The following is a 12,261-nucleotide window of genomic DNA, read 5'->3' as shown; positions in this document are numbered from 1 at the left end:
GCCTTGCGAGGCACACGACAGTGCCGGTCAGCCCAGCAGGTGCGCGACGCCCGAACGCTCTTCCTCGAGCTCGGCCAGGGTCTTGTCGATGGCCTTCTGGCTGAAATCGTCGATCGGCAGATCGCGGACGATCGCGTACTCGCCGTTCTCGGTGGTCACCGGGAAGCCGAAGATCACGCCCTCGGGGATGCCGTAGGACCCGTCGGAGGGAATGCCCATCGTGGTCCACTTGCCGCCCGAGCCGAGCACCCAGTCGCGCACATGGTCGATGGCGGCGTTGGCGGCCGAAGCGGCCGACGACAGGCCACGGGCCTCGATGATCGCCGCGCCGCGCTTGCCGACCTGCGGGATGAAGGTGTCGGCGTTCCAGGCGTCGTCGCCGATCTTGTCCTTCAGCGACGCGCCGCCGACGGTCGCGAAGCGGTAGTCGGGGTACATGGTCGGGCTGTGGTTACCCCAGACGATCAGCTTCTCGATCTCACCCACGGCCACGCCGGCCTTGGTCGACAGCTGGCTCAACGCGCGGTTGTGGTCCAGGCGCAGCATCGCGGTGAAGTTCTTGGCCGGCAGGTCGGGCGCGGACTTCATCGCGATGTAGGCATTGGTGTTGGCCGGGTTGCCGACGACCAGCACCTTGACGTCGCGCGAGGCGACCTTGTTCAGCGCGGCGCCCTGGGCGGTGAAGATCTTGGCGTTCTCCAGCAGCAGGTCCTTGCGCTCCATGCCCGGGCCGCGCGGACGCGCACCGACCAGCAGCGCGATGTCGGCGTCCTTGAACGCGACTTCCGGATCGTCGGTGCCGACGGTGCCGGCCAGCAGCGGGAACGCGCAGTCCTCCAGCTCCATGATCACGCCCTTGAGCGCGGCCTGCGCCTTGTCGATCGGCAGCTCGAGCAGTTGCAGGATCACCGGCTGGTCCTTGCCCAGCATCTCGCCGGAGGCGATCCGGAACAGCAGCGCATAGCCGATCTGGCCGGCGGCGCCGGTCACGGCAACACGGACGGGCTTCTTCATCGTCAATCCTCTCGTATCAAATCGAACGGTTACGTGGGTGGAAGCGAACCGGGCGGCGGTGCCGTCGGCTCAGGTCAATTCCGCGAAGAACTCGCGGATGCGGGTCAGCCCAGGCACCAGTTGTGCCTCCGGGCAGGTGTAGCTGATGCGCAGGGCCCGCGGCTCGCCGAAGGCCGAGCCGGGTACGCAGGCCACGCCCTTGGTCTCGAGCAGCGCATTGCACAGGTCGACATCGTTCTCGATGCGCAGCGCCCCATGCGACTTGCCGAACGCGACGCTGACATCGGGGAACACGTAGAACGCACCGGCAGGCTTCGGGCAGACCACGCCCGGAATCTCCGCCAGGGCTGCCATCACCACGTCGCGACGCGCCTGGAACTCGGCGCACTTGGCCCTGGGCACGTCCTGGGGACCGGACAGTGCGGCGACCGCGGCCGCGGTCACGACCTCCGGCACATTGGTGATGTGGTTGGAGTTCATCGTCGCAAACGCAGTCGCGACGCGTTCGGGGCCGGCCAGCAGGCCGACGCGCCAGCCCGGCATGCCATAGGTCTTGGACAAGGAGTCGACGAAGATCGTGCGCTCGCGCAGCTCGGGACGGGCCTGCGTGACGTGGTGGTAGCCGATGCCGTCGAACACCATCGCGTTGTAGATGTCGTCGGTGACGATCCAGGTGTCGGGATGGCGCGCCATCACGTCCGCCAGCGCGGCGATCTCGCCCTGCGTGTAGACCATGCCGGTCGGGTTGGACGGGTTGTTGAACAGGAAGACCTTGGGCCGTTGCGCCAGTGCGGCGTCGAGTTGGGCCGGCGTCAGCTTGTAGTCCTGTTCCGGCGGGCACGGCAGCAGCCGGATGTCGGCGCCGACGATCTGCGCGATGTCGAGATAGGTCGTCCAGTACGGCGTGGCGAACGCGAACCCATCGCCTTCGTCCAGCAGCACTTCGGCCAGCGTGTAAAGGATGTGCTTGGCGCCGATGCCGCTCGCACAGTGGGCACGCGTATAGCCCGGCAGGCCGATGCGGTCGAGATGGCCGATGAAGGCGTCGAGCAGCGCATCGCCGCCACGATTGCTGCCGTACTGGCCGCTGTCGCGCTCGAGCGCGTCGCGCGCGGCGGCGTAGACGTGCGGGCCGGGCAGGAAGTTCGGCACGCCGATCGAGAAACTGATGATGTCCCGCCCCTCGGCCTTCAGACGCTTGGCCTTCTCGGCCACCTGCATGATGGCGCTGGGTTTGGCGCGACCGGTGCGCGCAGCGAGCTGGAGCATCGCACAACCTCGTTCTGGGAGGGCTGGCCGGCAGCTGGAGGGCGGTTTTTCCGGCGCGAAATGGTATCACGGCGCCCCATCCGGGCCGTGCCACGTTCGCCACTCGACCCGCTGCGCGAGCGACCGGCGCGTGGGCGTTGGCGCCTACAGATAGTCCAGCACGTCGCCCAGGTCGTAGTTCTCGTCGAAGTAGGCCTGCCACTTTGCGTAGACCTCGCGCAGGCAGGCCGGCGTGGTGCAGGCGTCGAGCTGCTGAACCACCACCGCCGCGGTGCGGTCGCCGTCGGGATAGCGCGCCGACAGTTCGACCAGTTGCGCGTGCAGGTTGCGGTCGAGCGCGGCGAAGTCGTCGCGGTTGCAGGCCAGCGTCGCACGCAGACTGCCCTGGGCGGCGTCGGTGTCGCAAGCCACCGCGGGCACCTGCTCGGCCTGCGAGACGGCGAGCGTGATCTCCTGGCGATCGCGCGGGGTGAGGCGGCGCACGAAGCCCAGTTCCTCGGTCTGCCCCTGCGCCCAGGTCAGGCGCAAGGTGAAGCCGTCGCCAGCGGTCGGATCGCGCACCTTGCGCAGTGTGGCGGTCTCGCTGGGTCCGTCTTTGCGGTCGATGCGGAAGGCCAGGGTCTGGTTGTCGAGGTCCACGTCCTCAACCGTGCCGTCGAGCCAGGCACCATCGCGCAGGATCCGCAGGCCTGCGCCCGCCTGGTATTGGATGGCGTAGACCGTCTGCGCATCGTCGCCCTGCGCGCCGCCAGTGCTCCAGATGCCCTCCAGGCTCTGCTCGAACGCCGGGTCCTGGGGCTGCGATGCCGACGGGGACGGTGTGGACGGGGCCAATTGCGCACCCTCGGACGGGCGCTCGCAGGCGACCAGGCCCAGCAGCAGGGCCGGTAGCAGCGCGAGGGATCGCAGGCGGACAGGCGATGTCATGGCGTCCCTCGCAGCAGGCAGGCCGGCGATGCGCCGGCCTGCCGATTGCATCACGCCGCGAGGGTCTTGTTCCACTCCGCGACGCGATCGGCCTTGGCAGCCAGCACGGCCTCGGCGTCGCCTTCGATCTTCACCGACTTGATGACGTCGCCCTGCTTGATCGCGTCCACCACGTCCAGGCCCTGGGTGACCTTGCCGAACACGGTGTGCTTGCCGTCCAGCCAGTCGGTCTTGATGTGGGTGATGAAGAACTGGCTGCCGTTGGTGTTGGGACCGGCGTTGGCCATCGACAGCACGCCGCGTTCATGCTTGACGCCATTGTTCGTTTCATCTTCGAAACGATACCCCGGGCCGCCGCGCCCCGAGCCCTCGGGGCAGCCGCCCTGGACCATGAAGTCGGCGATGACGCGGTGGAAGTTCAGCCCGTCGTAGAAGCCGCGCTTGGCCAGGTTGACGAAGTTGGCGACGGTCAGCGGGGCCTTGTCGGCGAACAGCTCGACCTGGATCTGGCCACGGTCGGTATCGAATACGGCGTGCAGGGACATCGGTAAATCCTGGGTTGGGGTGGTCCGACAGGCTGGATGCGGCCCCAATGGCCGATTTCAAGCCGCCTGTCGCGCGCGGCGCGCGACAAGGTATGATAGCCGGCTTCCTCCACTGCCCTAGCGCGCCAGGTCAAAGCCAGGTGCGGCCTTGCCCATGTCTCTCGAACGCCTGCGCAACATCGCCATCGTCGCCCACGTCGACCACGGCAAGACCACCCTCGTCGACCAGCTGCTCAAGCAGTCGGGCACCCTGTCCGAACGCACCGTGCTCGCCGAGCGCGTGATGGACAGCAACGACCAGGAAAAGGAGCGTGGCATCACGATCCTGGCCAAGAACACCGCCATCAACTGGCAGGGCAACCGCATCAACATCGTCGACACCCCCGGCCACGCCGACTTCGGCGGCGAGGTCGAGCGCGTGCTGTCGATGGTCGACTCGGTGCTGATCCTGGTCGACGCGATGGACGGGCCGATGCCGCAGACCCGCTTCGTGACCCAGAAGGCGTTCGCGATGGGCTTCAAGCCGATCGTCGTCGTCAACAAGATCGACCGCCCCGGCGCGCGTCCCGACTGGGTCATCGACCAGGTGTTCGACCTGTTCGACAAGCTCGGCGCGACCAACGAGCAGCTCGACTTCCCGATCGTCTACGCCTCGGCGCTGCACGGTTACGCGAGCCTGGACGACAGCGTCCGCTCGGGCGACATGACCCCGCTCTACGAAGCGATCATGCAGCACGTGCCGGCGCCCGAAGTCGACAGCGACGGCGCGTTCCAGATGCGCATCAGCCAGCTCGACTACAACAACTTCGTCGGCCTGATCGGCATCGGCCGCATCCAGCGCGGCAAGCTGAAGAAGAACATGCCGGTGAGCGTCGTCGACCGCGAAGGCAAGAAGCGCCAGGGCAAAGTCGTGCAGGTGCTCGGCTTCCTGGGCCTGGAGCGCGTGGAGGTCGAGGAGGCGCAGGCCGGCGACATCGTCGCGATCGCCGGCGTGCAGGACCTGTCGATCTCCGACACCGTCTGCGCGCTCGACACCCCCGAGGCGCTGCCGGCACTGACCGTCGACGAGCCGACGATCTCGATGACCTTCCAGGTCAACAACTCGCCGTTCGCCGGCAGCAAGGAGCACAGCGGCGGCAAGTTCATCACCAGCCGCCAGATCCGCGAGCGCCTGGAGCGCGAGACGCTGCACAACGTCGCGCTGAAGGTCGAAGAGACCGCCGACGCCGACAAGTTCCTGGTCTCGGGCCGCGGCGAGCTACACCTGTCGGTGCTGATCGAGAACATGCGCCGTGAAGGCTACGAGCTGGCCGTGTCGCGCCCGGAGGTGATCATCAAGGAGATCGACGGCCAGCTGATGGAGCCGGTCGAGCAGCTCGTGGTGGACATCGAAGAGCAGCACCAGGGCGGCGTGATGGAGAAGCTCGGCACCCGCAAGGCGCAGCTCAAGAACATGGAGCCCGACGGCAAGGGCCGCGTGCGTCTGGACTACATGATCCCGGCGCGCGGCCTGATCGGCTTCCAGAACGAGTTCAAGACCCTGACCCAGGGCTCGGGCCTGCTGTTCCACGTCTTCGACCATTACGGCCCGAAGGAGACCGGCCCGATCGCCAAGCGCAACAACGGCGTGATGATCGCCAATGCGCCGGGCATGACGCCGGCCTACTCGCTCGGCCCGCTGGAAGAACGCGGCCGGCTGTTCGCGGCCGAAGGCGACAACGTCTACGAGGGGCAGCTGGTCGGCATCCACTCCAAGGACAACGACCTGACGGTCAACGTCATCAAGGGCAAGCCGCTGACCAACGTCCGCGCCTCGGGCAAGGACGATGCGATCAAACTGACCCCGGCGCTGAAGTACTCGCTGGAACAGGCCCTGGATTTCATCGAGGACGACGAGCTGGTCGAAGTCACCCCGAAGGAAATCCGGCTGCGCAAGAAGCTGCTGACCGAGAGCGACCGCAAGCGCGCTTCGCGCGCCGCGTGAGCCAGGCGCTGTTCCCGGCCTGGCGGCCTGACGCCGTCGGTCGGGCGGCGCTCGCGACGCTGTCGCAACGCTTGCAGGAGGCGCGTCCATCGGACGCGCCTTCTTTGCAACTGCGGCGCGCCGACCAGTGGCACGCCACGCTCTGCTTCATCGGCCACGACGTGGGTCATCTCGCAACGCCGGCGCTGCGCGATGCGTTCGCAGCGGCCGCGGCCGGCATCCCGTCACACACGTGCACCCTCGAACGTCTCGCCTACTGGCGCCAGTCGGGGGCGGTCGTCGCGTTGCCGCACAACTGCCGGGCCTTGCAGGCGCTGTGCGATGCGACGCGCGATGCGATCCGCCGCTGCGGCATCCTGCCAGCGCAGGTGACGACCCAGCCGCACGTGACACTGGCCTATCTGCCAAAGGGGCTCGACACGCAGCCCTGGCTCGACGCCGTGGATTGCGACATCGGCCCGCTGACGGTCGACACCTTCGAATTGCTGTTCAATCCCGGCGGCCGCTATGAAGCGCTCGACTGCTGGCCGCTGACCGGCGCTCCCCTTCCCCTGCCGCCGCGCCAGGACGCGTTGTTCTGATGACCGACGACATCACCCCCTCACACAAGGGCCTGCGCGCAATCGCGTTGTTCGAGGCCGGCAAGGGCGCCATCGCCCTGCTTGTCGCCGGCGGCCTGGCGGCGGTCGGCCCCGACGCGCTGCAGCATCGGGTCGAGCACGTGCTCGCGCGCTTCGGCGCGGATGCTGATCGCTTCGGCACGGATCTGCTCGATGCGATCACACCGCAGACGTTGCACATCGCGATCGCCGTCGCGCTGATCTATGCGGGCATGCGCCTGCTCGAAGCCTGGGGTCTATGGTGGCATCGCGCCTGGGCCTCGTGGCTCGGCGTCATCGGCGCGGCCGCGTATCTGCCGTTCGAGATCTACGCGCTCTGGCACCACCCCGACTGGATGACCTGGGGTGTGTTCCTGGTCAATCTGCTGATCGTGCTGGTGCTGGCCCGCGATCTGTACCGGCGGCGTGCGGGCGGCTGAAGCAGCACGCACGGAGCGGCCTGCGCTCGACTTCGGAAACAGCGTTGCGCCGGCCGGGGGTTACTCCTCGGCTCGGTCAGGCATCCATGCCTGACTCGCCGCCGCGGGCCATGGATGGCGCGCGCCCGAGTCAAGGCAGGATGCCTTGACCGAGGGAAAAGCGGCTTCCGGCCGGCAGGCCGATGCCCGCCCGGAGCCAGCTCGACTTGCAGCCGCCGAAGTGACTCACCCCACCGCGCGCCCAACCTGCGCATGCTTGCGCACGATCAGCATCGCCGTCTCCAGCGCCTGCTCGTAGTTGAGCCGCGGGTCGACCTGGCTCTTGTAGGCGCGCTCCAGATCGACCTCGGTCAGCGCCCGCGCGCCGCCCATGCACTCGGTGACGTCCTCGCCGGTCAGCTCCAGATGCACGCCTCCCAGGCGGGTGCCGGCTGCGGCATGCAGGTCGAATGCCTGCTCGATCTCGCTGCGGATGTTGTCGAAGCGCCGGGTCTTGAAGCCATTGCGGGTCGACTCGGTGTTGCCATGCATCGGGTCGCAGATCCACAGCACACGGCGGCCGGAGCGCTTCACCGCATCCAGCAGCGTCGGCAGGCGCTCGGCGATCTGGGTCGCGCCCATGCGGTGGATCAGGCTCAGTCGACCCGGCTCGTCGTCGGGATTGAGCACTTCGACCAGGCGCAACAGCGCGTCCGGGGTCGAGGTCGGGCCGACCTTGACGCCGATCGGATTGCGCAGGCCGCGAAAGTACTCGACATGCGCGCCGTCGAGCGCCGCAGTGCGCACGCCGATCCATGGAAAATGCGTGCTGAGGTTGAACCAGCCCCACTGGCGCGGCACCTGGCGCGTCTGTGCCTCCTCGTAAGGCAGCAGCAGCGCTTCGTGCGAGGTGTAGAAATCGACACGCTTGAGCGTGTGCACCTGGGTGCCGGCCAGCGTTTCCATGAAACGCACCGCATCGCCGAGCCCCGAGACCATGCGCTGGTACTCCTCGGCGAGCGGCGAATGCCCCACCCAATCCAGCCCCCAGTACTCGGGGTGATGCAGGTCGGCGAAACCGCCGTCGATCAACGAGCGGACGAAGTTCATCGTCATCGCCGAACGCGCATGCGCCTTGATCATGCGGCGCGGGTCTGGCGTCCGCGCCTGCGCGGTGAACGCCGGCGCATTGACCACGTCGCCACGATAGCTAGGCAGGGCCACACCATCGCGGACCTCGGTGTCGGCCGAGCGCGGCTTGGCGTACTGGCCCGCGAACCGGCCGACCCGCACTACCGGCAGACGCATGCCGTGCACGAGCACCAGGCTCATCTGCAGCAGCACCTTCAGGCGATTGGAGATGATCTCCGAGGTGCAGTCACCGAAGTGCTCGGCGCAATCGCCGCCCTGCAACACGAAGCGCTGGCCGTTTTGGGCTTCGGCCAACTGCTGCTTCAGGCTCAGGATCTCCCAGGAAGTCACCAGCGGCGGCAACGCCCGCAATTCGGTCTGCACCTCGCCCAGCGCCTCGGCATCGGGATAGACCGGCAGCTGCGCGGCGGGACGGCTGCGCCAGCTTTCGGGGGCCCAGTCTTCGGGCAGGGTCACAGGGCGCAGACTGCGTTCGGCGGAAGCGGGCATCGGAACATCCTCGTACGAGCGCACATCATCGCAGCTTGCTGCGCTGCGTCAATTTCGGCCGCGCTGTGGGCGCCATGCGGCATACACCGCGACCGCGCCCAGCAACACGAACCACAGCAGGCTCCAGGCGGGCATCGACAGGCCCAGGAACGTCCAGTCGATCGTGCCGCAGTCGCCACTGCCGGTCAGGACCTTCTGGATCAGCGTCGGCGTGTCCATGGTCTGGCGCATGAACGCAAACGGCGCACCGCAGCTCACGAAGCCCGGCGGATGCATCTGCAGCCAGACATGCCGCCCGGCGACGCCGATGCCGACCGCGGCCGCCGCCAGGCCCAGCAGGCCGTAGACGCGCCGTCCGCCCTGCCCCCTGGGCGCATGCGCGCCGGCGACCAGCAGCACCAAGCCGAGCGCCGCGAACGCGATGCGCTGGAAGATGCACAACGGACAGGGCTGCAATCCCCACTGCAGCTGCGAATAGATCGCAAAACCGATCAGCGCAAAGCAGGCGACCCCGCCGACGAGCATCAAGGTGCGGAACGACCAGCGCAGTGGATTCATGGAAATGGGCCAGAAAGGGAGACGGCGATTATCCCGCCGCAGCGGCGAAAGCCAAAGGCCTGCTGCGCAAGGCGCCTGGCCTTGGGTCCCTGCGCGCGCCCCGGACGCAGAAAACCCCGGCATGGGCCGGGGTTTCTGGGAGACACGGACCGGGCAATGCGCGATCGGCCTGGATCACTCGGCGGCGTCGGCCTGCGGGCGATCGACCAGCTCGACGTAGGCCATCGGCGCGTTGTCGCCGGCGCGGAAGCCCGCCTTGAGGATGCGCAGGTAACCGCCCGGACGCGACTGGTAGCGCGGACCCAGCGTCGTGAACAGGGTGCCGACCGCTGCCTTGTCGCGCAGACGCGCGAAAGCGAGGCGGCGGTTGGCGACGCCGTCGACCTTGGCCAGCGTGATCAGCGGCTCGGCCACACGGCGCAGTTCCTTGGCCTTGGGCAGCGTGGTCTTGATCAGCTCGTTCTTGATCAGCGAGGCGGCCATGTTGCGGAACATCGCTTCGCGATGGGCGCTGGTGCGGTTGAACTTGCGACCGGCTTTCTGGTGGCGCATGGGATGAATCCTTCAGTGGAATGGTGGGTCGTTGGACATCGTTGTCGCCATCCTGGCGTTGTGACTTGGACTGCGGGTGGTCCGAAAAACCGGGGCTCCGTCACCGGCGATCGCCGCGGGCCTCGAAGCCCGTCTGGCGATGTGCGAAAGGCGCGTCCTTCGAGGACGCGCCTTCCACATGTTGCATCAGCCAAGCATGCCGTGCGCCGAGACGCCGGCCGGCGGCCAGTTCTCGAGCTTCATGCCCAGGGCCAGGCCGCGCTGCGCGAGCACTTCCTTGATCTCGGTGAGCGACTTCTTGCCCAGGTTCGGCGTCTTGAGCAGCTCGACCTCGGTCTTCTGGATCAGGTCGCCAATGTAATAGATGCTCTCGGCCTTGAGGCAGTTGGCCGAACGCACCGTCAGCTCCAGATCATCGATCGGGCGCAGCAGGATCGGATCGACGCCCGGGGTCTGCGGCTTGGCGGCGCCGCGGTCGCGGTGCGTGAAGTCGCCGAACACCGACAGCTGCTCGGTGAGGATGTCGGCGGCGGTGCGCACGGCTTCCTCGGCATCGATCGTGCCATTGGTCTCGATGTCGATGACCAGCTTGTCCAGGTCGGTACGCTGCTCGACGCGAGCGGCCTCGACCTCATAGGCGACGCGGCGGACGGGCGAGAACGACGCATCGAGCATCAGGCGACCGATCGCACGGGTCTCCTCGTCGGGACGACGACGGGCGGCGGCCGGCTGGTAGCCGAAACCGCGCTCGATCTTCAGGCGCATGTTGATCGACGCATCCTTGGTCAGATGGCAGATCACATGCTCGCCGTTGAGAATCTCGACGTTGTGGTCGGTCTTGATGTCGGCAGCAGTCACCACGCCGGGACCCGACTTCGACAGCGACAGCGTCGCGCTTTCGCCGGTGCCCATGCGGATCGCGACATCCTTCAGGTTCAACAGGACTTCGAGCACGTCTTCCTGCAGGCCCTCGATGGTGCTGTACTCGTGCAGCACGCCGTCGATCTCGACTTCGGTGATCGCGAAGCCCGGGATCGACGACAGCAGCACGCGACGCAGGGCGTTGCCCAGCGTGTGCCCGTAACCGCGCTCCAGCGGCTCGATCACGACCTTCGCACGGTTGCCGGCAAGGCGTTCGATCTGCGGGCCACGGGGACGCAGTACCTGGTTGGCGGTAGCCGTCATGTTTGTGTGTCTCCTGGAGACCGTCCGCGCCGGGGGGCGCGGAGGCCTGAATGAATTACTTCGAGTACAGCTCGACGATCAGCGCTTCGTTGATGTCCGCCGGCAGGTCACCACGATCGGGCACGGCCTTGAACACGCCGCTGAACTTCTTCGAATCGACCTCGACCCACGACGGCGACAGGTCCATCGACGAGGAGACGGTCAGAGCCTCCTGGACGCGGAGCTGCTTCTGGGCCTTCTCCGACAGCGCGATCGCGTCGCCGGCCTTGACCTGGTACGACGGCAGATTGACCGGCTGACCGTTGACCGTGACACCGCGGTGCGACACCAGCTGGCGCGCGGCCGGGCGGGTGACGGCGAAGCCCATGCGATAGACGACGTTGTCGAGGCGGGTCTCGAGGAGCTGCAGCAGGTTCTCACCCGTGTTGCCCTTCTTGGTCGAGGCCTTCTTGTAGTAGTTGCGGAACTGACGCTCCAGCAGACCGTAGATACGCTTGACCTTCTGCTTCTCGCGCAGCTGGGTGGCGTAGTCGGACAGCTTGCCGCGACGGGTGTTGCCCGCGCCGTGCTGGCCGGGCTTCTGCTCGAGCTTGCACTTGGAATCCAACGCACGCGTCGGGCTCTTGAGCGACAGGTCGGCGCCTTCGCGGCGCGCGAGCTTACAGGTAGGACCGATATAACGAGCCATTTCTTGATCGCTCCTTTAGACGCGACGCTTCTTCGGCGGACGGCACCCGTTGTGCGGGATTGGCGTCACGTCGATGATGTTGATGATCTTGTAGCCCACGTTGTTGAGCGAACGCACGGCCGACTCACGACCCGGACCCGGGCCCTTGATGCGAACTTCCAGCGACTTGACGCCGTAGTCGAGTGCGGCCTTGCCGGCCTTCTCGGCAGCCACCTGGGCTGCGAACGGGGTCGACTTGCGCGAACCGCGGAAGCCGGCACCGCCGGAGGTCGCCCACGAGAGCGCATTGCCCTGGCGGTCGGTGATCGTGACGATCGTGTTGTTGAACGAAGCGTGGACGTGCGCGATGCCGTCGGTGACGACGCGCTTGATCTTCTTCTTGGTTTTGGTTGCGGACGGCTTGGCCATGGGTACGGTTCCTTACTTCCTGATGGCCTTGCGCGGACCCTTGCGGGTACGGGCATTGGTCCGGGTGCGCTGGCCGCGCAGCGGCAGGCCGCGACGATGGCGCAGGCCGCGGTAGCACGACAGGTCCATCAGACGCTTGATCGCGATACCGACCTCACGACGCAGGTCGCCCTCGACCACGAACTTGCCGACTTCGGCGCGCAGGCGCTCGACTTCCGGCTCCGACAGGTCGCGGATCTTGGTGGTGGCCTCGACGCCCGCGGATTCGCAGACCTTCTTCGACCGGGTACGGCCGATGCCGTAGATGCTCTGAAGCCCGACCCAGACATGCTTCTGGGCAGGCAGGTTCACGCCTGCAATACGCGCCATGCGCGGATCTCCAACTGTTGGGGCTGCCGGGGGTTCAATCCCGACAAAAGGGAACATGAAATGATAGCAAGGCCTCGGACCTTCTTGCAGTCGCGCCCCGACC

Annotated in this window: 14 protein-coding genes; 3 read left to right on the top strand and 11 right to left on the bottom strand. The window is 67.1% G+C overall.

Annotated features, from left to right (window positions below; all coding sequences use genetic code 11):
- Positions 1 to 27: 27 nt before the first annotated feature.
- The 4 genes from MNO14_RS04545 to MNO14_RS04530 form a co-directional block, all read right to left on the bottom strand.
- Positions 28 to 1,014: a malate dehydrogenase gene (locus MNO14_RS04545; RefSeq protein WP_241945565.1), complete on the bottom strand. Its 987-nt coding sequence runs from the start codon at positions 1,012 to 1,014 to the stop codon at positions 28 to 30.
- Between the two features lie 69 nt (positions 1,015 to 1,083).
- On the bottom strand, positions 1,084 to 2,283 hold the full coding sequence (locus MNO14_RS04540; protein WP_241945564.1) for an aminotransferase class I/II-fold pyridoxal phosphate-dependent enzyme: 1,200 nt from the start codon (positions 2,281 to 2,283) through the stop codon (positions 1,084 to 1,086).
- Between the two features lie 144 nt (positions 2,284 to 2,427).
- Positions 2,428 to 3,210 (bottom strand): hypothetical protein, encoded by a 783-nt coding sequence (locus MNO14_RS04535; RefSeq protein ID WP_241945563.1) that lies wholly within the window; start codon positions 3,208 to 3,210, stop codon positions 2,428 to 2,430.
- A 50-nt stretch (positions 3,211 to 3,260) separates the two neighbouring features.
- Positions 3,261 to 3,755 carry a peptidylprolyl isomerase gene (locus tag MNO14_RS04530; RefSeq protein ID WP_183426235.1) on the bottom strand — a complete coding sequence of 165 codons (495 nt, stop codon included), beginning with the start codon at positions 3,753 to 3,755 and terminating at the stop codon, positions 3,261 to 3,263.
- Positions 3,756 to 3,909: 154 nt separating this feature from the next.
- On the opposite strand from MNO14_RS04530, the gene typA reads away from it, so the two are divergent.
- Genes typA through MNO14_RS04515 form a run of 3 tightly spaced genes read left to right on the top strand, consistent with a single transcriptional unit; the run spans position 3,910 to position 6,778 of the window.
- On the top strand, positions 3,910 to 5,739 hold the full coding sequence (gene typA / locus MNO14_RS04525; protein WP_241945562.1) for a translational GTPase TypA: 1,830 nt from the start codon (positions 3,910 to 3,912) through the stop codon (positions 5,737 to 5,739).
- A complete protein-coding gene (locus MNO14_RS04520) occupies positions 5,736 to 6,320 on the top strand; it encodes a 2'-5' RNA ligase family protein (protein ID WP_241945561.1) in 585 nt (194 codons plus the stop codon). Before typA ends, MNO14_RS04520 begins: the two co-directional genes overlap by 4 nt.
- On the top strand, positions 6,320 to 6,778 hold the full coding sequence (locus MNO14_RS04515) for a DUF2127 domain-containing protein (RefSeq protein WP_241945560.1): 459 nt from the start codon (positions 6,320 to 6,322) through the stop codon (positions 6,776 to 6,778). Before MNO14_RS04520 ends, MNO14_RS04515 begins: the two co-directional genes overlap by 1 nt.
- A 225-nt stretch (positions 6,779 to 7,003) precedes the next feature.
- On the opposite strand, the gene MNO14_RS04510 is transcribed toward MNO14_RS04515, so the two are convergent.
- The 7 genes from MNO14_RS04510 to rpsM form a co-directional block, all read right to left on the bottom strand.
- Entirely contained in the window at positions 7,004 to 8,398 is a 1,395-nt protein-coding gene (locus tag MNO14_RS04510) for a 3-deoxy-7-phosphoheptulonate synthase class II (RefSeq protein WP_241945559.1), read from the bottom strand.
- A gap of 48 nt (positions 8,399 to 8,446) precedes the next feature.
- On the bottom strand, positions 8,447 to 8,956 hold the full coding sequence (locus MNO14_RS04505; RefSeq protein ID WP_241945558.1) for a disulfide bond formation protein B: 510 nt from the start codon (positions 8,954 to 8,956) through the stop codon (positions 8,447 to 8,449).
- A 174-nt stretch (positions 8,957 to 9,130) separates the two neighbouring features.
- Complete coding sequence (rplQ, locus tag MNO14_RS04500) at positions 9,131 to 9,508, bottom strand: 50S ribosomal protein L17 (RefSeq protein ID WP_241945557.1); 378 nt, start codon at positions 9,506 to 9,508, stop codon at positions 9,131 to 9,133.
- A 186-nt stretch (positions 9,509 to 9,694) separates the two neighbouring features.
- The gene (gene rpoA / locus MNO14_RS04495; protein WP_241945556.1) at positions 9,695 to 10,693 is read right to left on the bottom strand and encodes a DNA-directed RNA polymerase subunit alpha; all 999 of its coding nucleotides are present in this window, start codon (positions 10,691 to 10,693) and stop codon (positions 9,695 to 9,697) included.
- 55 nt (positions 10,694 to 10,748) lie between these two features.
- Complete coding sequence (gene rpsD, locus MNO14_RS04490) at positions 10,749 to 11,381, bottom strand: 30S ribosomal protein S4 (RefSeq protein ID WP_183426242.1); 633 nt, start codon at positions 11,379 to 11,381, stop codon at positions 10,749 to 10,751.
- A 15-nt stretch (positions 11,382 to 11,396) separates the two neighbouring features.
- Entirely contained in the window at positions 11,397 to 11,789 is a 393-nt protein-coding gene (gene rpsK / locus MNO14_RS04485) for a 30S ribosomal protein S11 (protein WP_047137623.1), read from the bottom strand.
- A 12-nt stretch (positions 11,790 to 11,801) separates the two neighbouring features.
- A complete protein-coding gene (gene rpsM / locus MNO14_RS04480; protein ID WP_241945555.1) occupies positions 11,802 to 12,158 on the bottom strand; it encodes a 30S ribosomal protein S13 in 357 nt (118 codons plus the stop codon).
- Positions 12,159 to 12,261: the final 103 nt, after the last annotated feature.

Origin of the sequence: Luteimonas sp. S4-F44 (assembly GCF_022637415.1) — a bacterium.
GTDB lineage: Bacteria > Pseudomonadota > Gammaproteobacteria > Xanthomonadales > Xanthomonadaceae > Luteimonas.
Note: the sequence above shows the minus strand (reverse complement) of the source record. Positions and strands in the feature narration are given on the sequence as shown.